The 26,755-nt window shown below is 40.7% G+C and carries 30 protein-coding genes and 1 other annotated feature; of the genes, 9 read left to right on the top strand and 21 right to left on the bottom strand.

The window, feature by feature from the left end; translation table 11 throughout:
- Positions 1-48 precede the first annotated feature (48 nt).
- The 8 genes from IHV11_RS05455 to IHV11_RS05420 form a co-directional block, all read right to left on the bottom strand.
- A complete protein-coding gene (locus tag IHV11_RS05455) occupies positions 49-861 on the bottom strand; it encodes a purine-nucleoside phosphorylase (RefSeq protein WP_197191522.1) in 813 nt (270 codons plus the stop codon).
- A gap of 24 nt (positions 862-885) precedes the next feature.
- Positions 886-2,070 carry a phosphopentomutase gene (deoB, locus tag IHV11_RS05450; RefSeq protein ID WP_197193916.1) on the bottom strand — a complete coding sequence of 395 codons (1,185 nt, stop codon included), beginning with the start codon at positions 2,068-2,070 and terminating at the stop codon, positions 886-888.
- 113 nt (positions 2,071-2,183) lie between these two features.
- Positions 2,184-3,074 (bottom strand): site-specific tyrosine recombinase XerD, encoded by an 891-nt coding sequence (gene xerD, locus IHV11_RS05445; RefSeq protein WP_197130831.1) that lies wholly within the window; start codon positions 3,072-3,074, stop codon positions 2,184-2,186.
- Positions 3,075-3,085: 11 nt separating this feature from the next.
- Entirely contained in the window at positions 3,086-3,316 is a 231-nt protein-coding gene (locus IHV11_RS05440; RefSeq protein WP_370568628.1) for a YqzK family protein, read from the bottom strand.
- 203 nt (positions 3,317-3,519) lie between these two features.
- The gene (locus tag IHV11_RS05435) at positions 3,520-3,990 is read right to left on the bottom strand and encodes a Fur family transcriptional regulator (RefSeq protein ID WP_144699257.1); all 471 of its coding nucleotides are present in this window, start codon (positions 3,988-3,990) and stop codon (positions 3,520-3,522) included.
- 120 nt (positions 3,991-4,110) lie between these two features.
- Positions 4,111-4,746 (bottom strand): stage II sporulation protein M, encoded by a 636-nt coding sequence (gene spoIIM, locus IHV11_RS05430; protein ID WP_066395870.1) that lies wholly within the window; start codon positions 4,744-4,746, stop codon positions 4,111-4,113.
- A 62-nt stretch (positions 4,747-4,808) separates the two neighbouring features.
- Positions 4,809-5,975, bottom strand: coding sequence for an endonuclease Q family protein (locus IHV11_RS05425; RefSeq protein ID WP_197194923.1), 1,167 nt, complete (start codon positions 5,973-5,975; stop codon positions 4,809-4,811).
- Between the two features lie 22 nt (positions 5,976-5,997).
- Entirely contained in the window at positions 5,998-6,546 is a 549-nt protein-coding gene (locus IHV11_RS05420) for an NUDIX hydrolase (RefSeq protein WP_197193915.1), read from the bottom strand.
- A 98-nt stretch (positions 6,547-6,644) separates the two neighbouring features.
- On the opposite strand from IHV11_RS05420, the gene mciZ reads away from it, so the two are divergent.
- Both mciZ and IHV11_RS05410 read left to right on the top strand, forming a co-directional pair.
- On the top strand, positions 6,645-6,779 hold the full coding sequence (mciZ, locus tag IHV11_RS05415; protein WP_066395881.1) for a Z-ring formation inhibitor MciZ: 135 nt from the start codon (positions 6,645-6,647) through the stop codon (positions 6,777-6,779).
- Positions 6,780-6,906: 127 nt separating this feature from the next.
- Positions 6,907-7,818 carry an aldo/keto reductase gene (locus IHV11_RS05410; RefSeq protein WP_197193914.1) on the top strand — a complete coding sequence of 304 codons (912 nt, stop codon included), beginning with the start codon at positions 6,907-6,909 and terminating at the stop codon, positions 7,816-7,818.
- A gap of 49 nt (positions 7,819-7,867) precedes the next feature.
- Here the strand turns inward: IHV11_RS05410 and IHV11_RS05405 are convergent, their stop codons facing one another.
- The 4 genes from IHV11_RS05405 to IHV11_RS05390 all read right to left on the bottom strand — a co-directional run bounded on the left by IHV11_RS05405 (position 7,868) and on the right by IHV11_RS05390 (position 11,728).
- Positions 7,868-9,037 (bottom strand): thiolase family protein, encoded by a 1,170-nt coding sequence (locus IHV11_RS05405; RefSeq protein WP_197193913.1) that lies wholly within the window; start codon positions 9,035-9,037, stop codon positions 7,868-7,870.
- Between the two features lie 84 nt (positions 9,038-9,121).
- Positions 9,122-9,775: a CoA transferase subunit B gene (locus IHV11_RS05400; RefSeq protein ID WP_197193912.1), complete on the bottom strand. Its 654-nt coding sequence runs from the start codon at positions 9,773-9,775 to the stop codon at positions 9,122-9,124.
- A 16-nt stretch (positions 9,776-9,791) separates the two neighbouring features.
- Positions 9,792-10,484 (bottom strand): CoA transferase subunit A, encoded by a 693-nt coding sequence (locus IHV11_RS05395; protein ID WP_197130847.1) that lies wholly within the window; start codon positions 10,482-10,484, stop codon positions 9,792-9,794.
- A gap of 44 nt (positions 10,485-10,528) precedes the next feature.
- Entirely contained in the window at positions 10,529-11,728 is a 1,200-nt protein-coding gene (locus tag IHV11_RS05390) for an acetyl-CoA C-acetyltransferase (protein WP_197193911.1), read from the bottom strand.
- 146 nt (positions 11,729-11,874) lie between these two features.
- On the opposite strand from IHV11_RS05390, the gene IHV11_RS05385 reads away from it, so the two are divergent.
- The gene (locus tag IHV11_RS05385) at positions 11,875-12,780 is read left to right on the top strand and encodes a hydroxymethylglutaryl-CoA lyase (protein WP_197193910.1); all 906 of its coding nucleotides are present in this window, start codon (positions 11,875-11,877) and stop codon (positions 12,778-12,780) included.
- Between the two features lie 20 nt (positions 12,781-12,800).
- On the opposite strand, the gene IHV11_RS05380 is transcribed toward IHV11_RS05385, so the two are convergent.
- Together IHV11_RS05380 and IHV11_RS05375 are read right to left on the bottom strand one after the other, a co-directional pair.
- The gene (locus tag IHV11_RS05380; RefSeq protein WP_197130853.1) at positions 12,801-13,139 is read right to left on the bottom strand and encodes an iron-sulfur cluster biosynthesis family protein; all 339 of its coding nucleotides are present in this window, start codon (positions 13,137-13,139) and stop codon (positions 12,801-12,803) included.
- Positions 13,140-13,691 carry a PadR family transcriptional regulator gene (locus tag IHV11_RS05375; protein WP_197130855.1) on the bottom strand — a complete coding sequence of 184 codons (552 nt, stop codon included), beginning with the start codon at positions 13,689-13,691 and terminating at the stop codon, positions 13,140-13,142.
- 164 nt (positions 13,692-13,855) lie between these two features.
- On the opposite strand from IHV11_RS05375, the gene IHV11_RS05370 reads away from it, so the two are divergent.
- The gene (locus IHV11_RS05370; RefSeq protein WP_197193909.1) at positions 13,856-17,020 is read left to right on the top strand and encodes an efflux RND transporter permease subunit; all 3,165 of its coding nucleotides are present in this window, start codon (positions 13,856-13,858) and stop codon (positions 17,018-17,020) included.
- Here the strand turns inward: IHV11_RS05370 and IHV11_RS05365 are convergent.
- Positions 17,009-17,506 (bottom strand): hypothetical protein, encoded by a 498-nt coding sequence (locus IHV11_RS05365; protein ID WP_197193908.1) that lies wholly within the window; start codon positions 17,504-17,506, stop codon positions 17,009-17,011. The genes IHV11_RS05370 and IHV11_RS05365 overlap by 12 nt on opposite strands.
- Before the next feature lie 201 nt (positions 17,507-17,707).
- Between IHV11_RS05365 and IHV11_RS05360 the strand changes: the two genes are divergently transcribed.
- Complete coding sequence (locus IHV11_RS05360) at positions 17,708-17,971, top strand: hypothetical protein (protein ID WP_197193907.1); 264 nt, start codon at positions 17,708-17,710, stop codon at positions 17,969-17,971.
- A gap of 3 nt (positions 17,972-17,974) precedes the next feature.
- Here the strand turns inward: IHV11_RS05360 and IHV11_RS05355 are convergent, their stop codons facing one another.
- A complete protein-coding gene (locus IHV11_RS05355) occupies positions 17,975-18,628 on the bottom strand; it encodes a TVP38/TMEM64 family protein (RefSeq protein ID WP_197193906.1) in 654 nt (217 codons plus the stop codon).
- A gap of 93 nt (positions 18,629-18,721) precedes the next feature.
- Between IHV11_RS05355 and IHV11_RS05350 the strand changes: the two genes are divergently transcribed.
- Positions 18,722-18,970 (top strand): HPr family phosphocarrier protein, encoded by a 249-nt coding sequence (locus IHV11_RS05350; protein ID WP_197130872.1) that lies wholly within the window; start codon positions 18,722-18,724, stop codon positions 18,968-18,970.
- A 275-nt stretch (positions 18,971-19,245) separates the two neighbouring features.
- On the opposite strand, the gene IHV11_RS05345 is transcribed toward IHV11_RS05350, so the two are convergent.
- A complete protein-coding gene (locus tag IHV11_RS05345; protein WP_197193905.1) occupies positions 19,246-20,655 on the bottom strand; it encodes an N-acetylmuramoyl-L-alanine amidase in 1,410 nt (469 codons plus the stop codon).
- 146 nt (positions 20,656-20,801) lie between these two features.
- Here IHV11_RS05345 and IHV11_RS05340 point away from each other — a divergent pair, with 146 nt between their 5' ends.
- Entirely contained in the window at positions 20,802-21,533 is a 732-nt protein-coding gene (locus IHV11_RS05340) for a ZIP family metal transporter (protein WP_137788969.1), read from the top strand.
- 67 nt (positions 21,534-21,600) lie between these two features.
- Here the strand turns inward: IHV11_RS05340 and IHV11_RS05335 are convergent, their stop codons facing one another.
- Positions 21,601-21,930: a YolD-like family protein gene (locus tag IHV11_RS05335; RefSeq protein ID WP_197193904.1), complete on the bottom strand. Its 330-nt coding sequence runs from the start codon at positions 21,928-21,930 to the stop codon at positions 21,601-21,603.
- A gap of 15 nt (positions 21,931-21,945) precedes the next feature.
- On the bottom strand, positions 21,946-23,202 hold the full coding sequence (locus IHV11_RS05330) for a DNA polymerase thumb domain-containing protein (protein ID WP_137788967.1): 1,257 nt from the start codon (positions 23,200-23,202) through the stop codon (positions 21,946-21,948).
- Between the two features lie 164 nt (positions 23,203-23,366).
- On the opposite strand from IHV11_RS05330, the gene IHV11_RS05325 reads away from it, so the two are divergent.
- Positions 23,367-23,567 carry a YqzH family protein gene (locus IHV11_RS05325; protein ID WP_197193903.1) on the top strand — a complete coding sequence of 67 codons (201 nt, stop codon included), beginning with the start codon at positions 23,367-23,369 and terminating at the stop codon, positions 23,565-23,567.
- A gap of 247 nt (positions 23,568-23,814) precedes the next feature.
- Here IHV11_RS05325 and IHV11_RS05320 read toward each other — a convergent pair whose 3' ends face one another.
- Together IHV11_RS05320 and IHV11_RS05315 are read right to left on the bottom strand one after the other, a co-directional pair.
- A complete protein-coding gene (locus tag IHV11_RS05320) occupies positions 23,815-24,606 on the bottom strand; it encodes an SDR family NAD(P)-dependent oxidoreductase (protein WP_197193902.1) in 792 nt (263 codons plus the stop codon).
- Positions 24,603-25,580, bottom strand: coding sequence for an MBL fold metallo-hydrolase (locus IHV11_RS05315; protein WP_197193901.1), 978 nt, complete (start codon positions 25,578-25,580; stop codon positions 24,603-24,605). Before IHV11_RS05315 ends, IHV11_RS05320 begins: the two co-directional genes overlap by 4 nt.
- Before the next feature lie 96 nt (positions 25,581-25,676).
- Positions 25,677-25,886: a binding site (T-box leader), on the top strand.
- A gap of 89 nt (positions 25,887-25,975) precedes the next feature.
- Here IHV11_RS05315 and proC point away from each other — a divergent pair.
- Positions 25,976-26,755: a pyrroline-5-carboxylate reductase gene (gene proC, locus IHV11_RS05310; RefSeq protein ID WP_231620277.1), complete on the top strand. Its 780-nt coding sequence runs from the start codon at positions 25,976-25,978 to the stop codon at positions 26,753-26,755.

The following is a 26,755-nucleotide window of genomic DNA, read 5'->3' as shown; positions in this document are numbered from 1 at the left end:
TTTTAAAAGTTAAATTAAATACTTCGGACTTCACGCAGAGACTGTCTGCTAGATTTCCTTAACGATCCCTTTAACTAAAGAAAGGAAATTGGATTTTACCATCTCCGTAGTCTCCATAACCTCATCATGTGTTAACGGCTGATCTAAGATTCCTGCTGCCATATTCGAAATACACGAAATTCCAAGTACTTTCATTCCAGCATGACGTGCGATGATCACTTCTGGAACCGTAGACATTCCTACAGCATCTGCTCCCCAAACACGAAGCATTCTTACTTCTGCTGGCGTTTCGTATGAAGGACCGGTGTTACCTGCGTAAACCCCTTCTTTTAATGAGATGTTTAAGTCTTTTGCTACACCACGTGCAACGTCCTGTAGAGACAACGTGTAAGCTTCACTCATATCTGGAAAACGAACGCCAAACGAATCATCATTAGCACCGATTAACGGATTGTTACCAAAGTTATTGATATGATCTGTGATCAGCATAAGGTCCCCAGCTTCGAAATCCTTGTTAACACCGCCTGCAGCGTTCGTTACAACGATTGTTTCAACACCGATCAATTTCATCACACGAACTGGAAACGTTACTTTTTCCATCGAGTATCCTTCGTAATAATGAAAACGCCCTTGCATCGCTACTACTTGTTTTCCAGCAAGCTCACCAATAACAAGCTGTCCAGCGTGACCTTCTACAGTCGATACAGGAAATTCAGGAATATCTGAGTATGGTATTATAACTGGGTTTTGAATTTCTTCCGCAAGGATTCCTAGACCAGAGCCTAAGATCAAACCTATTTTTGGAGTAGAAGTAAGTTTTGATTGAATAAAATCTGCAGATGTCTGTAATTGTTTTGACATGTTCATTTCCCCCTTAACTTAACCTTAAAGTTGATTTAAAAAGCTTTGACCGATACTTGGTTTTTTCACATCATAAATCTCAGCGATGGTCGCACCAATATCAGCGAACGTGTTCCCTACATTAAGTTCTTTACCTTCTTTAATTCCTTTGTAATACACCATTAAAGGCACATATTCACGCGTGTGATCTGTACCATGATGAACAGGATCGTTTCCATGGTCAGCTGTGATGATAAGCAGATCGTCTTCTTTTAGCTTTTCAAGTACCTCTGGCAATCGAGCATCAAATTCTTCTAATGCCTGACCATATCCTTTTGGATCTCTTCTATGTCCGAACAATGCATCAAAATCAACCAAGTTCAAAAAGTTTAGACCTGTAAAGTCTTCATCCATCGACTTCACAAGCTTGTCCATCCCATCCATGTTCGATTTCGTACGAATGGCTTTCGTCACACCTTCACCGTCAAAGATATCAGAGATCTTACCTAGTGCGATGCTGTCGTATCCTGCGTCTTCTAACTCGTTCATAACCGTTCTTCCGAAAGGTTTTAGGGCATAGTCGTGACGGTTAGACGTTCTTTCAAATGCTCCTGGTTCACCTTTAAACGGACGAGCAATGATTCTTCCTAACATATACTTACCTTCACGTGTCATTTCTCTCGCCGTTTCGCAGATTTCATATAATTCTTCTAGCGGAACGACATCCTCATGAGCTGCAATCTGCAACACAGAGTCAGCAGACGTATAAACGATCAACTTTCCTGTTTTCACATGCTCTTCTCCGAGCTCAGTAATAATTTCAGTACCTGACGCAGCTTTGTTCCCTAGAATTCCTCTACCCCATTTTTCGGTAAGCATATCAATCAACTCATCAGGAAAGCCATCCGGAAACGTTTGAAAAGGTTCTTTTATGTGAAGACCCATGATCTCCCAATGTCCCGTCATCGTATCTTTACCATTTGAAAGTTCAGGAAGTTTCGCATAATGTCCGATTGGGTTCGTTGCTTTCTGAATTCCTTCCATCGTCGAATCAATGTTTCCAAGGCCTAGCTTTTCCATGTTTGGAACGTTGAGGCCGTTCATCTCACGTGCGATGTGCCCTAGCGTGTGAGCTCCTTTATCTCCGAATTTTTCTGCATCTGGCGCTTCACCAATTCCTACAGAATCCATTACGACTAAAAATGTTCTCTTAAAACGTGATTGTTTCATTTTGTCCTCCTGAAATTCGTACATTCACTTTATTTACTATTTCCTTATAGCAGAAACAACAAACAAATTCTTGATGATGTCAGAAGTCTGACATCTTATCAAAAAAAGAAAGCTCACGCCCTCGGATGGAAGGCGGAGTATACATCTTTTAATCTTGTTTTCGTTACATGGGTATAAATTTGTGTTGTGGAAATATCAGCATGTCCTAACATCTCTTGCACTGCACGCAGATCCGCTCCGTTTTCTAATAGATGTGTTGCGAACGAATGACGAAGTGTATGCGGTGTAAGTTCCTTCTCGATATGAGCTTTTCTTGCTAGTTGCTTTAATATCTTCCAAAATCCCTGGCGAGACAAACGATTTCCGTGATGATTCAAAAAGAGTGCATCTGTCTTCTTGCCTTTTAACATGATTGAACGTCCATTTTGCAGATATCGTTCGATTGCTGTTTGGGCCATCTTTCCTAAAGGGATGATTCTTTCTTTGTTCCCTTTGCCTATACAGCGGATGAATCCCATATCTAAATGGACATCTCCTATATTAAGCTGCACAAGTTCTGAAACTCGAATGCCAGTTGCATACAAAAGCTCGAGCATGCCCTTATCTCTTTGTGAGAATGGATCGTTCGCAGCAGGTGTGTCTAACAGTGCTTCAACCTCATCTGTAGATAGAACTTTCGGAAGCTTCCGCTCTGTTTTAGGTGTTTCAATATGTACAGAAGGATCTTGATTAGAGACCTTCTCTCTTAAAAGAAACTGGTGAAAAGACCGAATAGACGCAATGTTGCGCGCTAGCGTCGTGGAAGCCTTACCATTCTCTTTTAAAAATAAAAGATATCCCATTATATGATTACGGTCAATCTCATGAATAGTTTCAAGAGATTCGACTTTTTCGAGATACCGTACATATTGAGTTAAATCTCTCTTATAGGAGTCGATTGTGTTCTTTGAGAGGGCTCGTTCTACAATAATGTATTGAAGAAAATCCTGAACATGATCGTTCACTCTACCCCTCCTTACTCACCGGTCTGATAAAAATAAAAAAGTCTTTTTACAGCGTTTGAGTCCTTATCAGAACTCAAGTTAAAGACTTTAACAGCTTTACCTTTTGGTTCGTCATATCTATGATAGTTTTCATATTCTTGATTGATCCAAAGCAAACCGAAATAAAACACGAGCGTGCAAATTGAAAAAGCAAAGAACACCTTTGTTGTATTCCAAACCATTTTCATCCAGGAAATCATCATGTCCACCCCTGTCCTCATATAGTACAGGTTATGCCCACATGTTCCCCGATTATACATAAAAGTTGAATCTACACATCATACGTTACCCGATTCTTGGGACTTTGTAAATATTCTTTGCCTAATATCTTCTAAATGAGTATTAATTCTTCTTAGATAATAGTTCCCGATTTCAATGCTATAGAGCAAAATACAAAAAGGAAGCGCTACTCTTCGCTTCCTTCACCTTCATTATTATCCTTAGGATGACATCTGTGACAGATTCCATGAAATGTCAGTCTGTGATCTTTAATTTTAAAATTCCAGCCTTCTTCAACTACTTTTTCCACATCGCCAAGAAGGTCTTCTTGTATTTCGTCCACCGCTCCACATTCGATACAAACGAGATGATGATGAAAATGATCAGCACCTTCTGTTCTAAGATCGTAACGGGATACCCCATCCCCAAAGTTAATCTTATCGACTACCTTAAGTTCGGTTAAGAGTTCCAGAGTACGGTAAACGGTCGCCAAACCAATCTCTGGCGCCTTTTCTTTTACGAGCAGATAAACATCTTCCGCACTTAAATGATCTTCTTCGTTTTCGAGGAGGACTCTCACGGTCGCCTCACGCTGTGGAGTCAGCTTATAACTTTGTGAATGCAGCTGTTTTTTGATACGGTCGATTCTGCTTTCCATACCCTTTTCCTCCTTATGTATGCACAAGATAATTATAAGCAAGGAGAAAAAAGTTGTCAATTTAAAGTCATTTTAATTAACGATTTAAACTTATTATAAACAAATAATTATTCTTTCTAGTTATATTGACCATTTGATTACTTGTTCCATAAGGGCTGGAGTAAAAAATGCTTCCATCGTTGAAGCAAGCAATACCATGACACCTACACCCGCTACCAATAATGTATATCTTAATAGCTGAGGCAAAAAGGGCATGTGGTGCCTTTTAAAGGCAAGTTGACGGATCATTTTAAAAGAAAAAGCAACTGCAGCGACTGTTACGATAATAAAAGCAGGTATTAATAGTACGTTTTGTGGGAGAACAGATACAAATGATAATAAAAAACCGTACCATCCCATTTGATTCACTAAGAATCCTACTGTAAAACCGATTACTACCCCTTTTAAGAACAGCATAACTAAAATAACAGGCAGCCCGATTACAGATAAACCTAGAATCCACATGAGACCCATATATTTTAAATAATGGCCAAAGCTTTGAAAGAACATGTCTGTTTTGCTCGTAAAGCCACCTTCAGCAGCTTGAACAAAAAAACGTGATAAATACGTGTATAAATCTTGTTTTTGATTCAGACTCAACGAATTAACGATGATTGCCCCAAAAATGACACCCATTAAAAAGAGAACACCAACAAACGCATACAACGTTTTATTTTCTTCAAGATGCCGCTGCATGTAATAGCGCGCACTCTCCATATGTAAGCCTCCTCCACCGAATCTCTTAATCCTATTCTATGAATCAGGGGAGAAGGTATGTCTTATTTTTTACTTTTACTAGGATGATTGAGAATTACTTTTCCGTAAGTTCCGCCTCCACCTATTTGGACAGAGAGTTCTCCATTTCTAGCAGATAGGATCTGTTCTGCTATAGCTGGTTTAACAATTTCCTCCAGCTGACTTTGGGTAGAAGAATGTATGATATCCATGTCTGTTCCAATCGCTTCACGGAGTTTCACTAAAGATTTTGGACCTAATCCTGGTATGAACTCGAGCGGTATCTGATGAATATACGGGGGTCTGTTTACTTTACTTGTTCTTGTACCTTGAAGTTCATTGATCCGGTCGTTGACTCCCTTTATGAACTTCTTACTTCCACATTTAACGCAATTCACACTGTTTAGTGGGTATACCTCAAAACATGTTTCACAAACCGAATTATAGTATTTACCGAGATAAGGATTGAGACCATAATTTGCAATGATCTCTCTACCATTTTTTCCTTGAAGAGCCATTTTAAATTCTTTAAACGATGGTTTCTTTAAGGAGAGCATTTGATATTCACGGGCGATTTTCTCTAATGAATGGGCATCAGAATTGGTTAAGAAGGTGAATGGAGAAAGCTCTTCAAGCCGAGATGCCATCTCGGTATTTGAACTTAAACCTAGTTCAACACCATCTATCAAAGCTGGATCTAACACTTCCGTTAGAGAAGAATCTACTCCTTTTCCGTATAAACTTTTGAACGGAGTAAAAATATGGGCTGGAATAAATAACCCACCAGCGTTCTTCACAAACTCCTGAAGTTCAAGAGCACTGCCGTACATCCGTTGAGAACTTAGATGGATGTTCTTCATTCGAGGAGTTAGCCATGCACTTAACCTCTCCATCGTAGCAAGACTCGGCATATATACAAGAACGTGGATCGGCCCTTTACAATGTTCATCGTTTATCTCAATCTCGGCCCCTGGTATTAGTGTTAATCCATCAATCGATAAGCCGCCTTCTTCGAGCTCTTGTAAGTAACCATTTTGTTCAAGTTCTTTTAATTCCTGAAGGACTTCAGGCGAATGACAATCGATGATTCCTATGACATCCATACCTTTTACATGTTTGGCTACGCGTAAAATATTGCGAAGTGTCAGAGATCTTGAACCTGTAATCTTGATCGCTTTTCCTGTTTGAGATGCTCCGATGTGAATATGCATATCTGCAAAGAACGGCAGAAGTTTATTTTTTGACTGCACGGTTTAACTCCATATACATGACACTGTAAGCTGTTTTTGCATCATGAATTTTTTCTTGTTTCATCAATTCTTTCGCTTCATCTACGCTTATTTCAAGTACGTTTAAGAATTCATCTTCATCTGTCATCTGGTCACCTTGTTTTGTAAGACTGTTCGTATAGTAGAGGTGAATCAGTTCATCTGCAAATCCTGGAGAGGTGTAGAAAGAGCCGATGGACTCCATAGATTCGCAAGTAAAGCCCGTTTCTTCTAACAACTCACGCTTGGCGCATTCTAATGGATCTTCTCCTTTTTCAAGCTTACCTGCTGGAATTTCAATGATCGTCTTTTCGAGTGGTTTTCGGAACTGCTCTACCATTAACATTTTACCTTCATCTGTTACGGCTAGTACCGCTACTGCTCCAGGGTGTTTAACAATCTCTCGTTTCCCTATCTTCTTATTAGGTAGTTCTACTTCTTCTATATATAGATCAATGATTTTACCGCTGTATACCTGTTCTTTGCTTACCGTTTTTTCGTATAAGTTTTCCATATTCCACACTCCAATGGTCTATTTATCTTCTTTTCTACATAAAGTCTATCATACTTTGGAATACTGCATTTAATAGGACGATAAGGGAGGCATAGCAGATGAAGATATATCTTCAACCTAAAGGGATCACGCTTGTGGGCAAGGCTTGGCAGATCAAATATATGCTACAAAATTATAGTAAGCAGCATGAACTTGTTCAAGACTGGATCAACGCCACTTCTCCGAAAAAATAAACGCACCTTGACGGCTGACGATGTGAATTTTTATTCGCATCTTTTTTTGTGCGGAGTTTTTTCTTTTTTCAGGTCATTATGATAGGTTTAGAACAGAAACAAATTGAATGAAGTTGAGGTGAAAAGGATGAAAAAAAGAAGACTAGGTTCTTCTGATCTGTATGTGAGTGAACTGAGCTTAGGATGTATGTCACTTGCTCCCGAGCTAGGAAACGAGAACGAGAAAATCGTGAAGACTGCGCTTGATCATGGTATTAACTATTTTGACACAGCCGATTTATACGGGTTTGGGTGGAATGAAGAGTTTATTGGCAAAACACTAAAAGATGTTCGACAAGACATCATTCTTGCTACAAAAGGCGGAAATGATTGGAGTCAACCTGGAGACGGTTGGAAGTGGAATCCTTCGAAAACTTATATTAAATCTGCGTTAAAGGATAGCCTGAAACGTCTGCAAACTGATTATATCGATCTTTACCAGCTTCACGGAGGGACGATTGATGATCCTCTAGATGAAACGATCGAGGCTTTTGATGAACTCGTGTCTGAAGGATATATCCGTTATTACGGTATTTCATCTATACGGCCGAACACGATCAACTATTTTGCAGAGCACTCGAATATTCAAAACATCATGATGCAATACAGTTTGTTGGATAGACGTCCTGAAGAACTGTTTCCTTTTCTCGCGTCAAAGGATATAAGTGTTATCGCAAGAGGGCCTGTTGCAAAAGGGTGGTTGAGTGAAAAAGCATTTCAAAAGAGTGCTGATGGCAAGTTTCTTCATCATACCGGCGCTGACATACAAAAACAGATCGAGAAATCTAAAGATGTCTTAGGTGATAAAAACATCACTCATGCAGCTTTGCAATATGTGTTGAACCAAAAGCCAGTGGCAACGGCAGCTGCTGGTGCAAGCTCTGTTGAACAACTTTTAGAAAATATCAAAACCTTTGAATCTCCACCATTAAGTGAAGCTGAGTCAGAGTCATTGCGCTCTATTTTTCCTGCTGAAATCTACGAAACGCACCGAGCATAATCCAATAGAAAAAGTCCCGTTGCAGCGATATCGCTTCACGGGACTTTTTTTATACTAGTTTTAGTAACATCGCAATTCCTTGCCCACCGCCAATACAAAGGCTCGCTATTCCATATTTTTCTTGACGTTGTTTCATTTCATAACTCAATGTAAGCAACAGCCTTGCACCACTTGCACCTACAGGGTGACCGAGTGCAATTGCTCCTCCATTCACGTTCGTTTTTTCGCGGTCTAATTGTAGTTCTTTTTCAACAGCTAAGTATTGAGAACTAAACGCTTCGTTGATTTCAAACAAACCAATGTCATCGATGGAAAGAGCTGTTTTTTGCAGCAGTTTCTGAATCGCAGGTACAGGACCAATTCCCATCACCGATGGATCGACGCCTGTTACTGCCCACGAAACGATCTCTACTAGCGGTTTTAAACCTTTCTCTTTGACCGATTTTTCGTGAGCAAGAATAAGCGACACGGCGCCATCGTTAATAGAAGAAGAATTCCCTGCTGTAACTGTTCCGTCTTTTTGAAAAGATGGCCTCAATTCGCCAAGCAAAGAAACAGATGTTTCAGGTTTGATCCCTTCATCCTCTGTAAAAAGAGCTCCGTTTTTTAGTGGTACTGAAACGATTTCTTTTGTAAATCTTCCACTCTCTCTTGCTTCAGCCGCTTTTCTATGACTGAGACTTGCAAACTCATCTTGCTCTCCTCGTGTAATGGAATATTGATCAGCTAAATTTTCAGCTGTAATACCCATGCCACACCCAATGTATTCATCACTCAACGTCTGAAGTAGCATATCATCAAACGTGATTGGGCCAAACTTTTGATTATGAAACCGGTGGTGAAAAGAAACGTGTGGCGACTGTGACATATTTTCAATGCCTCCAGAAAGCGCGATTCCTTCTTCCTGATCACGTAGGTTCTGCATCGCTGAAACGACTGCTTGCAATCCAGATCCACATAAGCGGTTGACGAGCATGGCAGGGACGTCTGCTGGCACTCCTGCTCTTAAAGCAGTATGTCGCGCTACATATGCGGCATTCTTGCTCGAATGAATAACATTACCATAAACTACATCCGTTATATCTGCTGGAGAAATGTTGGCACGTTTCATCGCCTCTAGAGCAGATATCTCACCTAAGTCTGTTGGACTCACACCGGTCAAGGATTTTCCATATGATCCGAACGGCGTTCTAGCCCCATCTATAATATAGATAGCCATGTGATTGCACCTCATTATTTAAAAGATTAAGAACTTTGTATGGATCATAAACTTTATCGTGCATGGCATATAGTGAAGAATTTATTAATAAGCGTTTAGCTTAACATCCTCTGCAACAGATAGTTTTGCCTCTGTGGAATTTACTACATCCTCAACAGAATATCCGTCTGCTACTTCTCTTAACACGAGACCTTTATCAGATACATCCATAACAGCACGGTCTGTAATGATCCGTTCTACAACACCTTTTCCTGTTAGAGGAAGCTGACATTGTTTTAAGATCTTACTGTCACCCGCTTTGTTCACATGTTCCATGATGACAATTATTTTCTTTGCTCCATGCACAAGATCCATCGCCCCACCCATTCCTTTGATCATCTTTCCTGGAATCATCCAGTTGGCTAGATCTCCGTTCTCTGAAACTTCCATTCCGCCTAATATTGCGATATCAATGTGACCGCCGCGAATCATCGCAAAAGATTCAGAACTGTCAAAGTAAGAAGCACCTTTAATTGCTGTTACGGTTTCTTTCCCTGCATTGATCAGATCGGGATCAACTTCACTTTCAAGCGGGTAAGGACCGATCCCTAAAAGTCCGTTCTCTGACTGTAGAACGACTTCTTTATTATCGGAAATAAAATTGGCAACCATCGTTGGCATTCCGATCCCTAAATTTACATAAAATCCCGATTCGATCTCTTTTTCAGCTCTTTTAGCAATTCTTTCTCTAATATTCATAATGGTCTCCCTCCTCTTACCCTTGTTTTACAGTTAGTCGTTCAATGCGTTTTTCCTGTGTTCCGACAATCAACTTTTGAACATATACTCCTGGTGTATGTATGTAATCTGGGTGCAGATCACCGATCTCAACAATCTCTTCTACTTCAGCAATCGTCACTTTTCCTGCCGCCGCAATCATCGGATTAAAGTTACGAGCTGTTTTGTTATAGATCAGGTTTCCTGCTTTATCTCCTTTTGCTGCGCGAATCAAGCTGAAGTCAGCTACAATTCCCTCTTCAAGCAGATATTCCTTATCGTTAAACGTACGTGTTTCTTTTCCTTCAGCAATTGGTGTTCCTACTCCAGCAGGTGTGTAGAACGCTGGAATTCCTGCACCGCCTGCCCTAATTCTTTCAGCAAGTGTACCTTGTGGAATCAAGTCTACTTCTATCTCACCTGATAATACTTGTCTCTCAAACTCTTTGTTTTCACCTACGTAAGAACCTACCATCTTTTTGATCTGTTTGTTTTTTAGTAAGAGGCCAAGACCCCAGTCGTCCACTCCACAATTGTTCGAAATGACGGTAAGATCTTTCGTTCCTTTTTCTACTAGTGCTAAGATTAAGTTTTCAGGAATTCCAACAAGTCCGAACCCCCCTACTAAAAGGGTAGATCCATCTTTTATATCTGCTACAGCTTCAATTGCTGAGTTCAATATTGGTTTCATTTTTCTCTCTCCTTTTCATACGATCATTGTCTTTAATCATTCATTTATTTTTCTTCGTTCTCAAAAACCGATGCTACCCCTTGGCCACCACCAATACAGAGCGTTGCAAGACCACGTTTTGCATTTCTTCGTTTCATCTCATGAAGCAATGTCACGACAATCCTTGCTCCACTTGCTCCGATGGGATGCCCGAGTGCGATCGCTCCACCGTTCACATTCAATTTTTCTTTATCAAATTCAAGATCCTTGCCAACAGCTAACGATTGACTCGCAAATGCTTCATTTGCCTCAACAAGGTCAAAGTCATTCATGCTTAACTCAGTCTTCTTTAACACTTTCTTAACGGCTTCCACTGGTCCGATACCCATCACTTCTGGTGCAACACCCGCGCTCGCGTTGGCTTTTACGACGGCAATCGGTTTTAGTCCTAGTTCTTCGGCTTTCTTTCTGCTCATCACAACAAGTGCTGCTGCACCATCATTGATGCCTGACGCATTACCCGCCGTAACCATGCCATCTTTCTTGAATGCCGGGCGAAGTTTTCCTAACTTTTCAGCCGTCGAACTCGGCTTCGGATATTCATCTGTATCAACTATAAGCGGATCACCTTTACGTTGAGGAATCTCAACCGGTGTGATCTCGTCATTAAATTTCCCTTGTTCTTGAGCTTGTGCACATTTTCTTTGGCTTTCCGCTGCGAACTCATCTAGCTCTTCACGAGACAATGAGTGGGTCTCACATAGATTTTCCGCTGTAATTCCCATATGATAATCACCAAATGCACACCATAATCCGTCTTGAATCATGGAATCTACCATAGGAGCGTTACCCATTCGAAGTCCATCCCTTGCTCCGTTCAAAAGATAAGGAGCTTGGCTCATGTTTTCCATCCCGCCGCAAACGATAATATCTGCTTCATCCAGCCAGATTGCTTGACACGCTAGATGAATAGCCTTAAGACCTGAACCGCATACTTTATTAATGGTCATACTCGATACTTCATTCGGCAATCCAGCTTTAATGGCTGCTTGTCGGGCTGGGTTCTGTCCGAGGCCTGCTTGCAGAACATTTCCCATGATGACTTCATCTACTGAATCATGTGGGATACCCGCTTTTTTTAATGCATCTTTAATCGCGATAGCTCCTAAATCTGTTGCGGCAACCGTTTTGAAACTTCCCATAAAGCTTCCGATCGGCGTTCTGACAGCGCTTACAACTACAGCATCTCTCTCCCTTGAAACCATGACTAGTCTCCTCCTTGTAGATCTCTTTTTAAATTTCTGAAAATTCCTTTTTATCATACCATAACAAGTTAAATGTGTTGCAACAGACGATTTTTTTTAGTTAAAATAACATTAGGAAAACGTTTTCAAGAAAGGGGTTTACATTAGTGGACTTACCTGAACGAGTTACGCTTATAGAAGTCGGGCCGCGAGATGGCCTTCAGAACGAGAAAAATTTAATACCTGCAAAGAATAAGATAGAATTCATTTCACTACTAAAGAATGCAGGTTTTCAAGAGATGGAGCTCACCTCGTTCGTTTCACCGAAATGGGTTCCTCAAATGCAAGATGCATCTGTGATTATCGATAGATGCCTTGACGATCAACGAAACTTTGTCCTCGCCCCAAACCAAAAAGGAATCGACTTAGCTGTTGAATCTGGAGTGAAACATATTGCGGTGTTTGTCGGTGTCAGTGACACGTTCAACAAGAAGAATATTAACAAATCTACAGAAGACAGCATGAATGAATTAAGACCTCTGATTCAAGATTTAAAGCGCAGAGGATTTTTTGTCAGGGCTTGTATCTCTACCAGTTTTTATTGCCCGTTCGAAGGAAAGATCGATGAACAGGATGTTTTAAAAATTTGCATGGAATTTGAGGAGATGGGTGTTGATGAACTGAGTGTGGCAGACACAATCGGTATGGCTAATCCATCAGAATGCTTTGAACTGTTTACCCTTTTAAAACATCATCTGAGGGGTACTACACTTCTAACCGCTCATTTTCACGATACGAGAGGAATGGCTCTCGCAAACATTTTTGCGAGTCTTCAAGCTGGCATCGACCGCTTCGACACTTCAGCAGGAGGCCTTGGCGGATGTCCATTTGCACCCGGAGCTTCAGGCAACGTAGCATCTGAAGACGTTGTTTACATGCTTTCTCAAATGGGAATATCAACAGGTATTAACCTTGATAAACTGCTTGAAGCAGCAGCTTACATATCTCCTCATCTTTCAAAATCTGTTTCAAGCAAGCAGTTTCAACTGTTAAAGAACGTTCCTCAGCATTAACAAAACAAAACACGGGCTTCTTACATGCCCGTGTTTTGTTTCGTTCTATCGTAAAATTTCATTGAAGGATTCAGCATCTCTCCAGGGCTTTTTAATGAAAAGTGGTTGCCTGTTGGAGCATCGATCGTCATCTTTTCAGCAAAGAAAACTGCTGTATTGTACTCCATGAAAAGATCTGGACCATTCGTCTCAATTTTTGTATCGTTTTCTTCTGTTTGATCAACTAGTACTAGGGCAGCTACACCACTCACAACGCAGCCGCAACCTTCTGTATCATGTTTGAGTTTTAAATAACCTGCATTACCTTGCATCTTTTTTTCCAAACGCTCTAATGCTGTGTCAGTAAATACGATTTCCATTTATTTTTCTAACTCACCCTTCTTTTTTAATTCTTTTATTGCCCAATTACACCAGGACAACCAGCTTTCCATGTATCGTATGGCAAATTCAATAGTTAGATATTCACCCAACTCATTCTCTTTGTACGTACCGTTCGGAAAATGATCGTCTAACCATTGCTTTGTCATCTCTAAACCCATTTTATGATGATTCTTACTCGTCTCTAAAAAGTTTATCGCTTTGTCTGTAGGGATAAAATGAAACATAGATACCCTTAACAACAGATCGTCTTTAAGCTTTGGTGCATTTACAGGTTTATTCAGCATCCATTCTAGCAACTGTTCAAAACCTTTATCCGTAATCGCATATATCTTCTTATCTGGATAATCACTTTGCTGTACGGTCTTAGATTGTGTGAGTCCTTCTTCTTCCATTTTTAAAAGTTCTCTATAGATCTGCGTGTGATGGGCTGTCCAAAAATGAATAACTGTTTCTTTAAATTGCTGTGTTAACTCGTAACCTGTTGCTTCATTTTTCGCCAATAAACCTAACAGCGCATACCTTAACGCCATGTGATACCCTTCTTTCTTTCTGTACTGTTTTGCATTGTAACACATTTTTCACAATTTTTTTATCCTTAATACTTGATATAAATCTTATACAGCTATTATATTATAGATAAACATATGTGAAAATACACATATGCAAAATAAAAACATACGTAGGAGAGGAAACAATGAACTGGTTAACACGATTTAGTTTAAAAAATCCAGTAGCAATATTCATCTTTTCATTTTTACTCATTGTTGGTGGAGTCTTCTCGTTCACGAATTTAAAAGTGGACCTACTCCCAAATGTTGAGTTTCCACAACTGACCGTTCAAACCGTTTATCCAGGAGCATCTCCTGAAGATGTGAACGAGCAAGTAACAGACAAACTAGAAACTCAACTGAAGCAAGTAGAGGATGTAAAAACCGTTAAGAGTTCTTCAAACGAAAGTATATCTATCATTAGTATGGATTTCCCTTTCACCGCAAATATGGATGAAGTAGAAGATCAAGTCAAATCCATTATTTCAGAAACGGATCTTCCTGAAGATGTAGAACCAGAGGTAAGTCGTTTTTCATTTGGAACCATTCCTATCTACAATATTTCTCTATTCCCTGAAAAAGAAGGAGAAAACATTCAAGCATTCGTTAATGACGAATTGGTTCCAGAACTTAAAAAGATTCAAGGTGTCAACAACGTATCTGTAGGCGGCGTTAAAGAAACATTCGTCTCGATCACTCTTGATAAAGAAAAAGCAAAAGAATCCGGCATCACCTTAAACGCCGTTAAAGAGGCGATTAACAGCCGTGACCTTTCATTCCCTGCTGGTACCGTAACCGATGACTCGATTACAGTCCCAGTTCGTGTTGAAGAAGTCGTCGATACGGTTGCTGAGCTTAAGGAGATTACCATTTCCTCAAGTCAAGGCGCACCTGCACAATCTCCAGGTGGAGCTGGCGGAGGAGGACCTGGTGAAGCAGGTCAACCAGGAGCTGGAGGCGGTGCTCCAGGCGGACAAAGCGCACCTGGTGGAGCACAAGCACCTCAAGCACCAGCAAGCTTAAAGCTTGGTGATCTTGCTGAAGTTAAGGAAACAGATGATGTTAGTGAGATTACAAGATATAACCAAAAAGCTTCACTCTCTATGGCCGTAACAAAGAAACAAGATGCAAATACGGTCGAGGTCGCTGACAAAGTGCTAGAAGTCCTGAACAAAAATAAATATGATGATAAGTTAGATTATGCTGTTGGTTTCGGCCAGGCAGAAGGTATTAAAGATTCTGTAAACACACTTGTTAAAGAAGGATTGTTTGGAGCATTATTCGCTTCATTAGCAGTACTTATATTCCTTCGAAACTTTAGAGCAACAATCATTGCGATCATCTCGATCCCGCTTTCACTGCTCGTGTCAGCTATCTTCCTAGACCGTCTTGATATCACATTAAATATTATGACACTCGGCGGAATGGCAGTTGCCGTCGGACGCGTTGTAGATGATAGTATCGTGGTTATCGAGAATATCTTTAGAAGAATCCGTAAAACGGATGGTGATTACGACCGTGATGAGCTGATCATTGACTCTACACGCGAAATCTTAAAAGCAATCGTATCTTCTACGATTACAACCGTTGTAGTATTCTTGCCGCTTGGTCTTGTCGGTGGTATTACAGGTGAGTTCTTCTTACCGTTTGCTTTAACCGTTGTATTTGCATTATTAGCATCACTGATCGTTGCTGTTACAATCGTACCTATATTAGCAAAATATGCATTTAAAACCGTTAAACCAGAAAAGAACGATGGTCCATTGCAACGTGGTTATGAAAAACTGATCAAAGCCTCATTGAACCATAAAATTCTAGTTCTTTTCACTTCATTCATTCTTTTAGGCGGATCTTTCTTCCTTGCAACAAAGCTTGGAATGGTGTTCCTGCCGAATGAAGAACAAAAAACATTAACGATTAACGTTGAATTACCTGCAAGTACAAATGTAACAAAGACGAACGAAGTGTCTTTAGAAGTTGAAGAGTACCTCTCTAAGCGCGGTACGATTGAAGATGTAACAGCTGGTATCGGTTCTCGTGATTTCCAAACCGGTCTTAAGCGTCAAAATGTTGCCAACTATTTTGTTAACCTCAAAAAAGAAGCAAACATTGATACAGAATTAAAAGAGCTAGAAAAAGATATTAAAGAAATCACAGACGAAAAAGCAGAAGGAACCGTAATCAGCTTGCAGGAAGTTTCAAGCGGCGGGCCTCCAGCTAATAACGAAGTCAATATTGATCTATATTCAAACAACTTAGAGGATCTGCAGAAAGCAGCAAGTGAAGTTGAAGAGTACATGAAGACGATTGATTCGATCAAGTATGTATCAAACAACTTTAAAGATACACAAAAACAATGGGCTGTTGACATTGATACCGAAAAAGCAGCTGAAAAAGGCGTATCAGGCTTCGCTATTCTAGGAGCAGTCTCAGATGTAACAAAACCCGTTGAGGTAGGAGAACTTACATTAGACGGCGATCAAAAGAATGTGAAAGTCGAATATGACGAAGCAGTTAAATCTCTTGATGAGATCAAGGATCTAACTGTATTTGGTTCATCTGGTCCGGTTAAAATCTCAGACGTTGCCGAGGTAACTGAGAAAGACACAGTAACTGGAATCCAAAAGCTTGATGGTAAGATTTATGCGCAAGTCTCTGCACAAGTAAAAGGAGACAACGTTCAAAAAGTAACACAAGACGTTATTAAAGGCGTTGAAGATAATGTAGACCTTCCTTCTTCTGTATCTACAGAAGGTGGCGGAGGAAGCGAAGAAACGATGGATACGTTCAAAGATCTTGGCCTTGCGATGCTAGTCGCGATCGGTCTCGTTTACTTAACGATGTTGATCACATTTGGTCGAGCACGCATTCCGTTCATCATCCTTTCTTCCCTCATATTCGTTCCTGTTGGAGCAATCGGAGGATTATACTTGATCGACGAACCATTGTCTGTGAGTGCGATGATCGGAATACTCATGCTGATCGGTATCGTTACGACGAATGCGATCGTATTGGTAGACCGCATCGGACAAAACCGTGAGATTAAAGGTATGCCAGTTCGCGAGGCGCTATTAGAAGCTGGTAAAACTCGTTTACGTCCGATATTAATGACAGCATTTGCGACAATTGCAGCATTAATTCCACTTGCATTAACAACGTCGTCAGGAACACTGATCTCTAAAGGATTAGCGATCGTTGTAATTGGTGGTCTAACGACTTCTACACTATTAACATTGATCATCGTACCTGTTCTATATGAGTTATTCTTTAGAAGACAGGCGAAGCGTGAAAAAGCTAAATTAAATTCCTAAACAAAAAGAGTACAGCCCGGGTTTTACTTCCGGCTGTACTCTTTTTTGCTTTATGTAAGAGCTGCAAAATAATATTTGGCATCCCACTGAGGATTGTACAAAAAATTCGTAAGCCATATAGCACTTGTATACAGCATATATACCGAACAGTGCAACGATCCCCATGAGTTCCCTCTTTTTTTTCGCAACCTTTTTATACAAGATATACCCTATCATTCCAATAAAGAGCAGATATAAAATATAGATAATTAAGGAGAATTTTTGTACGCTTATCTCATTAACGGCTTCCCTAAATTGATCTAGCTCTCTTTGATTATTTTTATCCTCTTTAAGCTCACTCTGCTTTTTGCCGTCACCTATACTCCAAGTCAATGTTTCACCATCTGCTTTTATGTTGTAATGAAAGTCCCCTGCCTTTTTCTCAGCAACTATCTGTGGTGAAGCAAAAACACAAGTTTGGGACAGATTTAAAAGAAAAACAATCATGACAAAAAGCTTAAATGAAATTCGCAATCAAACTCCCTCCCATTTGTAGTCCGCTTCCCTTTATTAAAGAATTACACTTCTTTATTCTAAAGCACTACATACTTTTCCATCATTTTGCACATCGGGACTATAGACCTTGTTTCGGCCACTCTACTTATGGGAAATATATCAGCAATCATCTCATACAGGAGGCTTCAGATTATGAAACAAATCTGCTCTCAAAAAGTAATCGTTACCGCTAAATATACAGTGAGTAAAGCCATTGAGATTATGCATTCTGCTAAGAGACTTAATAGCCAGCTATTTTTAAGTAAAGATGGTATTACCATTCATGCCACAGGATTATCACAGCTCGTAGCATTCTTTTTGACGTTAAAAGAAGGAGATTCTTTTCTTTATATCGTTGAAGGTGCTGATGCTGAGTCAGCGATGAGTCTGATCTTACCTCCAGAGCAAACTTCTTAATTTCTACAACCCTACCTTTGCCTTCATCTTCTTCTTAAATATCATGGGTAGACTGACAAGGACAAATAAAAGAGTAGTGCCAATCCAAACAACTTTTTTGCTTCCAGACGTCATGGAGGTACCTAAGTACGTGTAAGCAATTGTTCCAGGAATGATTCCTATTGCTGTAGCGATCGCATAGTCTCTAAACTTTACCTTTGTTAATGACGTTAAGTAACTTACTAAATCGAAATTCAATACCGGAAGCAACCTTAACAATAGAACAAATCGAATGCCTTCTCTTTCAATCTTGTTGCGTACTTTTTCGTAGTTTTCGTTTTTCCATTGTTTATTTTTCTTAAAACGGCCAAGGCGGTTGATCGCGAAATACGTTAGGAGTCCTCCTCCTAGCGATCCGAGATATGTATACAGACATCCCCAATAAAAACCAAACGACAAACCGCTTGTTATGGCAAATATGGAAGATGGAAATAACACAAAAGGCCTCACTGTATAAAGGACAACAAAGATAAAAGGTGCGATCCATCCCCACTGTACGATCCAATTTCTAAATTCTTCAGGACTAAATCCCTTATAATTCTTTTGCAGCCAGAGAAATAAAATGATTAAGCCAGCAACCAATAACGTAAGATATAGCCACTTTTTTGTAGGTTTCATGTTTCCTCCATGTGAAAGTTTCATTTAGTAAGCATTTTTCCTTCTTATGCACATATCCATACATAGTGTGATTGGCAAAGGAGGTCATCTATTATGATTGTAAAAGCAACTCGGCCTATTTATGCAGAGCGTGCTGCTAAACTTGTTGAACTAACAGGCAGTTTTACAGAATCTATCTATTTGCAAAAAGGAGACCGAACAGCTGACGGAAAAAGCTTTCTCGGTATCATTGCGTTGTCTATCTATCCAGAGGATTTTGTTGAAATTATTTGCGATCCACCTAATACTGAGCTAAAAGAAAAGATACTTTCATCTGGACTTTTTGCAAGCTGTAAGTCTTAATCTTATTGCTCTTATTATTATCTTATTACACCGAACTCCTCTTTGGCTATTTCTTCCTGACTTATAAACTGTAAATGGCCAACTGAGTGAGTTAGAGGCAACTAAAAACACCTATTTTGTGGTGACGTGATCTGCGCACCTCAATAGGATGCATGCTTTTTCGCGTACACATGATTAGGATGATTATGTAATTAAATAAAGGCTTTGCATGAAATTCAACCCCATGCGAAGCCTTATTTTTCCTGTTTAAGAAAACTCGTGAAGAAAATGGCTTTTTATAATTCGTTCAACGTTGCATTTAGAGAGTTAATTCTTGTTTGAAGTGGTATTTTCGCTTCATTTAGCATCTTTTTGTAAATTTCCAATATCTTAGTACTGTACGTTGTACCTGGTATGGCCCATTTGCCGTTCAGCTGCGCCCAAGTCACAGCACTACCTCTTTGGACATATTGAAACCTAGGATCAACAAGAGGATATTGTGAAGGTAGAGGCTGTGTAGACGTATAAGCAAACAAGTGCTGGATGTGTGCTAGACCGCCTTCTTGAGGCGTCTTAAACACAGCCGATTCGTTCTTACCTGTCGCACCGATTCCTGCATAGTTATTCTGAGAAGCCTTGACGTTACCTTCAAACCGGAAGTACCCTGTTTCTTGAATAGCCTGAGCGAATGCTACATCCCCTCTGATTCCGTACACTTGTCCGATCTGAACATAAAGAGCAGCTACAGATGGCGCGTTCGGATTGACTTTCTTTACAAACCGATCCATCTCTTCTGCAGATAACATCGATGAGCCTTGTATCGTTAGGCCCTTTGGAGGCTCTGGATTTGGTTTTGGTGGTTGTGGACTTGGTTTTGGCGGTTCCTCGACTAGGGGCGGCTCATTTGTATTTTTCTCTATCACATAAGCATCTGCAACACCCTCTGAACGAATCTTTTTAGCGAAATTTTCTGCATATTCTCTTTTCTGAAAAGCTCCAGCTTGAACTCTGTAATAGGTTTTGCTTCCGCTTTTTATTTCATCAATAAAGGCAGTTATGTTTTGTTTAGCCAGGAGTGAAACCCGAGCAACAGCATTCTCTTTTTGTTCGAACGCGCCTGCAATCACATTGAAGATTTGTGTTTGTGTGATCTGTACCTGTTTTTTTGGAAGAGAAAGACCTTGTGCGATTCCTTTTGCAACTGCTGTAGACACGTCATTTTGAAAATCTTCTCGTTGTAAAAGAGCTAAATTTTTCTCATTATCCATGAAAAGTACTTCTAATAAGACAGCAGACTTTTTCGTTTCACGAAGCACGTGAAAATCAGCCTGTTTTTGCCCTCTGTCTCGCACACCGTACTTACTCATTACAGCCGCGACTGATGCATGCAAAACACCTTGTATCCTTTTCGTCTCAACACCTGCACGCAGATGCACATAGCTTTCGAAGCCTTCTCCTCCACCAATGTTTTGGTGTATGGACACAAACAGCTCTGCATTCTTGCTGTTTGCTACATTCGTTCTTTCTTCTAATGATACAGTTGTATCAACCGTTCGAGTCATGATGACCGTCACTTCATAGTTGCTTTGAAGATTAGCTTGTATCTTTTTGGCGATTGCCAGATTATATACTTTCTCAAAATGCTCTTTATTTACCGCTCCTGGATCATTACCTCCATGGCCCGGGTCAATGATTATGACTTTCAAATTGTCACCTTCTTATTTGTCCGTTAGAAGCGCTTTTTAACAATGAAAATGGCGCTTACTTCTATTAAAAAGGATTTGGCGGTATACTAAAAGAGCCATATGACTATTTTTATAAAATTGGATATTTGACTAAGGTGGGTAACAGAATGGAAGCTGCTTTATTTGGAAGTGTTTTATCTGCATTAGCAACCGGTTTTGGTGCACTACCTGTTCTTTTCTGGTCTCAGGTAACACACCGGTTCCGCGACATACTGCTTGCTCTTACCGCAGGTATCATGGTCGCTGCTTCAACGTTCAGCTTGATTCCTCAAGCTCTTGAACTATCAAACTTAACGGTACTTACGATCGGTATTACACTCGGTACTTTAACACTCTTACTTTTAGAAAGGTTCGTCCCTCACGTTGATCTTGACCATTCTAAGATTTTTAAGGGCATCGATGCTAAAGCGTTTCTTGTTATTGCTGCGATCACGTTGCACAACCTGCCTGAAGGTCTTTCTGTTGGGGTCAGTTATGCTAGTGAGAATACTGGCCTTGGCGGTTTGATCGCATTTGCGATCGGACTTCAAAACGCACCAGAGGGTCTGTTAGTAGCCCTTTTTCTCATTCATCAAAATATGAATCGATTTAAGGCTTTCCTCATTGCCACATTAACGGGTGCTGTTGAAATTGTTACGGCTTTGCTTGGGTATGTGCTCACTTCTTATGTAGAGAACCTTGTACCTTATGGCCTTTCCTTTGCAGCCGGTGCCATGCTTTTTATCGTCTACAAAGAACTCATTCCTGAAAGCCATGGTGATGGTCACGCTCGATCCGCTACATTATCATTTATTGCCGGGCTCTTGATCATGATTTACTTAACGCAAATCTTTGGATAATAAACAGCAAAAACTTTCTTCAGCGTTAGTTTTTGCTGTTTTTTTTGCGTCTATATTTCTTATGTGTCTATGCGTATTCAACATCCATAATGTCAGTCACTTTTAAGATATGCATCCTTTTCTCTTCATCGAGCACCCTTAACTCTTTTTTATATTCGTCTATATAATGCACATGGCCTAAAAGCATGAGCGCCCTGCCTTTTTCAAAATACGTAAACTTTAGCGCTTGGTTCTCTTCCATCGCAACACAGATTATCTCATTGAATTCTTCGTACTTTTGTTCATCTAATTCTGGCTTTCTTCCATAGTCTAGACCGTCCTGATGCTCTCTTAACATTTTCACGTGCTCAGGCAGCATCATCGCTGTCCACTTTATATTTCCTCTGTCACGAATCACCGTTCTTCCGCCCCCTTATGCCTTATGTCCACCTAAAAGTCGGCTTCTGTATAATGCTGTTCCTCCTTTTGTGTAAGAAACAGCCCGCAGAAGAGAGTTGGAGCCGTATTTTTGCCGAATATCATCCATAACATAGCCGATCTTTCTTTTCTTTGGATGGTCTAGAGAAAACAAAGTAAGCTGTGTTTCTGTATCTTCACAGACGTTAGAAAGAGCGATTGAAATCTTACGCACCGTCTCTCCCCGATAAAAGGTTTGCAGAAGCTCTAGACACACTTCATACAGCTCCATCGTAATGTTAGATGGCTGATCGATCGATTTAGAACGATGAAAGCCACCGCCACCCTCATCTTTGCTGTATCCTAATCCAAAGCTGATCGTCCGCCCTGCTTTTCTTGCTCTTCTCGCACGTCTTGCCACTTCTTCACACATTTCCAAAATGACATGTTTGATCTCCGTTATATCCGTATAATCCCGAAGTAAAATCTGGCTTTTTCCGTAGCTGACCTGGCCTTGCATGATGGGCGCACCGATTTCAGACAGATCGATGCCCCATGCATGATGATAGAGTTGATTTCCCATGATCCCGAATTTTTTCTCTAAAAGTTCGAGCGGATAATGCGCGAGGTCACCGACTGTTACAATCCCCATCCTGTTTAAAGTCCGCTCTACTCTTGATCCGATTCCCCACATCTGGCTTAATGGGGATAGAGGCCATAGCTTCTGTTCTACATCTTCATACCCCCACTGCGCCACTCCTTTTTTCTTCGCTTCAAGATCGAGACAAAGCTTCGACATGAGCATGTTCGGGCCAATTCCGATCGCACACGGCAATCCAAATTCTCGCCAGATATCACGTCGAATTCTCTCAGCAAGTTCTTGTGCGCTTCCCCACAACCTTTCTGTTCCGTCAGCTTGAAGAAAACTTTCATCCACGCTATATGTGTGGATTGACTCTGGTGGAACATATCGGTGCAGCATCTTCGTGATCTCCATCGATCTTTCTAGGAAATAAGCCATCTGCGCATTTACAACGATAATGTTTTTATTTTTTGGAATCTCAAACAGCCGGTTGCCTGTGCGAATACCAAAATCAGCCTTCAGCCTCGGTGATGCTGCAAGCACAACGCTTCCTTGTCTTTCCGTATCCCCTACTACTGCCAAATGACATGTCAGCGGATTTAACCCTAAGCGAACAGCAGCACAGCTTGCATAAAAACTTTTCATATCCATACATAAGATGGTGCGCTTAGGCATTTCATCATAGTTCATTCGACATACCCCTTTCATCAATTAGCGAACATCTGTTCTTTATATGTATACCCATTTTAACCGAATGTATGTTCTTATAACAATGGTAATTTTTTCAGCAAATTTTGCAGATTGACGTTTTCGAGCCAAAAGTCTAGGATTTATAAGGAAAGTCAGGTGAAGAAATGAACCGCATATTGATAAGAAAAATGATCAAACGATCGTTGAAGGATTATTTATGGGAAGAAGAAAATTGTACATTAACAGATGAAGAATGGAGAAATCTCGAAGAAGAAGTATTGCGCCAGATGCAAGAGGAAGATCAAAATGAGGCAATTTACAGCATCATTCAGGACGTTGTGTATGCCTATTTTACAAATAAATAAGCAGGTTCCGTCTTTTAGTGAGGGAACCTGCTTATTTTTGATGCTGGTGTGAGAAGTTTGGGCTGTGATCAATGAGGTTTTAAGTGGCAATCCACGAGTTTTGGGCTCCAATCCACGAGTTTCGAGCCCCAATCCACGAGTTTCGAGCTCCAATCCACGAGTTTCGAGCTCCAATCCACGAGTTCCATCATCAGCTCCAAAAGTCTTATAACTCTTCATTTTGTTTACATAATAAAATTATTGTAACTTACTTTTGTCGAAACGATTTTCCACCTAGTGTTTCAATCAATTTTGGCATGACTTGATACATCGTACTTCCAACGTTCATCCACCATGGGAGGTTGATCTCACGAACTGGACGCTCCATTGCTTTAACAATTTTGTCTGAGACATGCGAAGGCTGGAGCATCAGTTTTTGAACGTTTTTAACGTAATTGCCAGACTGATCAGCAAGTGTAAAGAAGTTGGTCGCGATCGGTCCAGGGTTGATGGTGGTCACGTCTATCCCTTTGTGTGCGACTTCCAAACGCAACCCGTTTGAGAATCCTAACACAGCATGTTTCGTTGCTGCGTACACGCTGGATTTTGGCGTTGAGATCTTACCGGCCTGAGAAGCAATATTCACGATATGACCACTTCCTCTTTGAAGCATATGAGGCAGAACAGCTCTCGTACAAGCCATCAGCCCCAGAACGTTCGTTGAAAACATTCCTTCGATATTTTTCCATGGCGAATCCACAAACTCTTCAAAAATGCCGTAACCCGCGTTATTCACTAAAATATGTATGTTTTGATGTTCACTAAGGATCGTTGAAAAAACTTCCTCAACGCTGTCTGTGTTCGAAACATCTAAAATATAATAAGGCGCTGTTACATTCGTAGCTTTTAAGATCGCTTCCTGTACCACTTTTAGCTGATCTTCTCTTCTTGCAGTAAGGATGGGCGTTGCTCCTTTTTTAGCCACATCCATAGCAAGGTGAGCGCCGAGTCCTCCTGATGCTCCTGTTATCAAGACCACTTTATTTTGTAATGTACTCATCTTCTAACTCCTGTTCTGCGATAATGTGATATCTTGTTCTCTTCCTCTACTCGCACTCTTCCTTCTGATTGAAGCAGATCGAGGTGTCCCACAACTTCAGATACTACTAATCCGAGTTGCTTTTCATATAATTTTGGAAATAGACGTCGACACAGTTCAAAAACGGTTAACGGCTCATCGCTCAACAGATGTTCAAGCGTCTTTGCACGCTCGGTATGATCGTGTAAGCGTTTTGTGATCAACTGTGCTGCATTCGTAAAAGGCTCGCCGTGTCCAGGGTATACTGTTTTTAAGTTCAGCGTGTATAGGTATTGCAATGTCTCTCGGTATTGAAGCAAGGTTCTTGGCCGCTCGGTTTCGTTCAAAGCCGGCGGTTCTAATAGGGCATTAGACGAAATATGAGGCAACAGCACATCCCCGCCGATTAAGATACCGTCTTTTTCATGATAGAGAGAAAGATGGTCTGGAGCATGTCCGGGCGTCTTTAAAAAGATGAATCCCTCGTGACCAGGCACTTCATCACCAGGTAAAGGCAGGGTGTCTGGAACAAACGCGCTTGAGAACGTACGATACTTTCGCAGCTTTAAAAGTTCTATTCTTCCAAGAGTATCTGGCACTCCAAAAGAATGATAGAGGTCGGTATAAAACGTTTCTCCCTGTTCAATAAATTTACGGTCGCCACTAACATAAGGAACGGCTTCTCTAAGCATGAGGGTCGGAACACCACTCTCTTGGATCTCTTTTGATAGACCTGCATGATCAGGGTGGTAGTGCGTGCAGATATAATAATCTAAATCTTTAAAAGTGAGCCCATGATCCTTAAGGATAGAGAGAAGCTGTTGTCTGCTTTCTTCGGTTTTTGCTCCGGAATCAACAAGCGTAACCGCATCACTTTTTAGGAGGACACAGTTTACAGGACCTACATCAAATGGTGTAGGAAGCGTAATCGGGATAATTGCTGTTTTTTGAGTCATCTTTTCCTCCAAATAAAATAACTAGTTGACATACATATAGAAATCATAGCATAATGTTTTTTAAAATATAAAAGAAATGCCAATTATGGCCAATAAATAAATGCGTTGAAAGGGATTAGTACGTAATCTCCTCCGTTTAGAGAGTGGAATCCATAGGCTGCAAGATTTCACCGTACAGGAATTACAGAACCTGCCCTGGAGCAGTCTGGAGAAATCTGGCGCAGTTCTGCGATAAAGACATCTTGAGCGGGCAAGCAATCATGCCAACAAAGGTGGTACCACGGATCACTCCCATCCGTCCTTTATATTTAGGACTGGGAGTTTTTTTATACTCAAAATTCTGGGAGGGATCACCCGTGGGAACAGAAAAAATAACGTTTATTGGTGCCGGATCGATGGCTGAGGCCATTATGGAAGGATTGATCAAAAAAGAGAAATGGCAAGCTGATTTGATCACGATAAAAAACCGAAGCAATACACAACGTGTAAACGAGCTACAAGTTAAATACGGTGTAGTACCCGCTTCAACGATAGAAGAAGCGATCACTGGTGCAGAGATTATTATTCTTGCGGTAAAACCAAAGGATGCGCACAATGCGGTTAACACCATCAAGCCGTTTGTTAAGGGCCATCAACTGATCATTTCTGTTATGGCTGGCATATCCACTGAAACGCTAACAAATTGGCTTCATCTTAACAACCCTGTAATGAGAGCGATGCCAAACACCTCCGCATCGATCGGATATTCTGCTACTGCACTCTCCTCAGGGATCTATGCAGAGCCATTTCATATTGAAAAATCTCTCGAGCTGTTTGAGACGATCGGAACGGTTACTCTTGTCCCTGAAGAAAAACTTCATATCGTTACTGGCCTCTCTGGAAGTGGTCCAGCGTATGTTTACTATATCGCTGAAGCCATGCAAAAAGCGGCTGAAGAATTAAATCTTTCTGAAGAAGAAGCAAAGACTTTAATCTCTCAAACGCTTTTAGGTGCATCTCTTATGCTTAAACAAACAACAGATTCGCCAATCGAGCTTAGAAGAAAAGTAACCAGTCCTGGCGGCACGACTGAGGCAGGAATCGGTAAACTGGACCAACACGGAGTCCAAGACGCTTTTTTAGCTTGCATCAAAAAAGCAGTGCAACGATCAGAGGAATTAGGAAGAATGAACTGA

The organism is Fictibacillus sp. 26RED30 (assembly GCF_015903845.1).
In the GTDB taxonomy this organism is placed as follows: Bacteria; Bacillota; Bacilli; order Bacillales; family Fictibacillaceae; genus Fictibacillus; species Fictibacillus phosphorivorans.
This window is presented reverse-complemented; position numbering and strand designations above follow the sequence as displayed.

Coding starts and splice junctions, on each gene's coding strand:
- IHV11_RS05455 (WP_197191522.1), bottom strand. CDS start 861: ATGTCAAAACAATTACAGACATCTGCAGATTTTATTCAATCAAAACTT.
- deoB (WP_197193916.1), bottom strand. CDS start 2,070: ATGAAACAATCACGTTTTAAGAGAACATTTTTAGTCGTAATGGATTCT.
- IHV11_RS05440 (WP_370568628.1), bottom strand. CDS start 3,316: ATGATGATTTCCTGGATGAAAATGGTTTGGAATACAACAAAGGTGTTC.
- IHV11_RS05435 (WP_144699257.1), bottom strand. CDS start 3,990: ATGGAAAGCAGAATCGACCGTATCAAAAAACAGCTGCATTCACAAAGT.
- spoIIM (WP_066395870.1), bottom strand. CDS start 4,746: ATGGAGAGTGCGCGCTATTACATGCAGCGGCATCTTGAAGAAAATAAA.
- IHV11_RS05425 (WP_197194923.1), bottom strand. CDS start 5,975: ATGCATATTCACATCGGAGCATCTCAAACAGGAAAAGCGATCAAGATT.
- IHV11_RS05420 (WP_197193915.1), bottom strand. CDS start 6,546: ATGGAAAACTTATACGAAAAAACGGTAAGCAAAGAACAGGTATACAGC.
- mciZ (WP_066395881.1), top strand. CDS start 6,645: ATGAAGATATATCTTCAACCTAAAGGGATCACGCTTGTGGGCAAGGCT.
- IHV11_RS05410 (WP_197193914.1), top strand. CDS start 6,907: ATGAAAAAAAGAAGACTAGGTTCTTCTGATCTGTATGTGAGTGAACTG.
- IHV11_RS05405 (WP_197193913.1), bottom strand. CDS start 9,037: ATGGCTATCTATATTATAGATGGGGCTAGAACGCCGTTCGGATCATAT.
- IHV11_RS05400 (WP_197193912.1), bottom strand. CDS start 9,775: ATGAATATTAGAGAAAGAATTGCTAAAAGAGCTGAAAAAGAGATCGAA.
- IHV11_RS05395 (WP_197130847.1), bottom strand. CDS start 10,484: ATGAAACCAATATTGAACTCAGCAATTGAAGCTGTAGCAGATATAAAA.
- IHV11_RS05390 (WP_197193911.1), bottom strand. CDS start 11,728: ATGGTTTCAAGGGAGAGAGATGCTGTAGTTGTAAGCGCTGTCAGAACG.
- IHV11_RS05380 (WP_197130853.1), bottom strand. CDS start 13,139: ATGGAAATCGTATTTACTGACACAGCATTAGAGCGTTTGGAAAAAAAG.
- IHV11_RS05375 (WP_197130855.1), bottom strand. CDS start 13,691: ATGGCGTTAAGGTATGCGCTGTTAGGTTTATTGGCGAAAAATGAAGCA.
- IHV11_RS05370 (WP_197193909.1), top strand. CDS start 13,856: ATGAACTGGTTAACACGATTTAGTTTAAAAAATCCAGTAGCAATATTC.
- IHV11_RS05365 (WP_197193908.1), bottom strand. CDS start 17,506: ATGATTGTTTTTCTTTTAAATCTGTCCCAAACTTGTGTTTTTGCTTCA.
- IHV11_RS05360 (WP_197193907.1), top strand. CDS start 17,708: ATGAAACAAATCTGCTCTCAAAAAGTAATCGTTACCGCTAAATATACA.
- IHV11_RS05355 (WP_197193906.1), bottom strand. CDS start 18,628: ATGAAACCTACAAAAAAGTGGCTATATCTTACGTTATTGGTTGCTGGC.
- IHV11_RS05350 (WP_197130872.1), top strand. CDS start 18,722: ATGATTGTAAAAGCAACTCGGCCTATTTATGCAGAGCGTGCTGCTAAA.
- IHV11_RS05340 (WP_137788969.1), top strand. CDS start 20,802: ATGGAAGCTGCTTTATTTGGAAGTGTTTTATCTGCATTAGCAACCGGT.
- IHV11_RS05330 (WP_137788967.1), bottom strand. CDS start 23,202: ATGAACTATGATGAAATGCCTAAGCGCACCATCTTATGTATGGATATG.
- IHV11_RS05325 (WP_197193903.1), top strand. CDS start 23,367: ATGAACCGCATATTGATAAGAAAAATGATCAAACGATCGTTGAAGGAT.
- IHV11_RS05320 (WP_197193902.1), bottom strand. CDS start 24,606: ATGAGTACATTACAAAATAAAGTGGTCTTGATAACAGGAGCATCAGGA.
- IHV11_RS05315 (WP_197193901.1), bottom strand. CDS start 25,580: ATGACTCAAAAAACAGCAATTATCCCGATTACGCTTCCTACACCATTT.
- proC (WP_231620277.1), top strand. CDS start 25,976: ATGGCTGAGGCCATTATGGAAGGATTGATCAAAAAAGAGAAATGGCAA.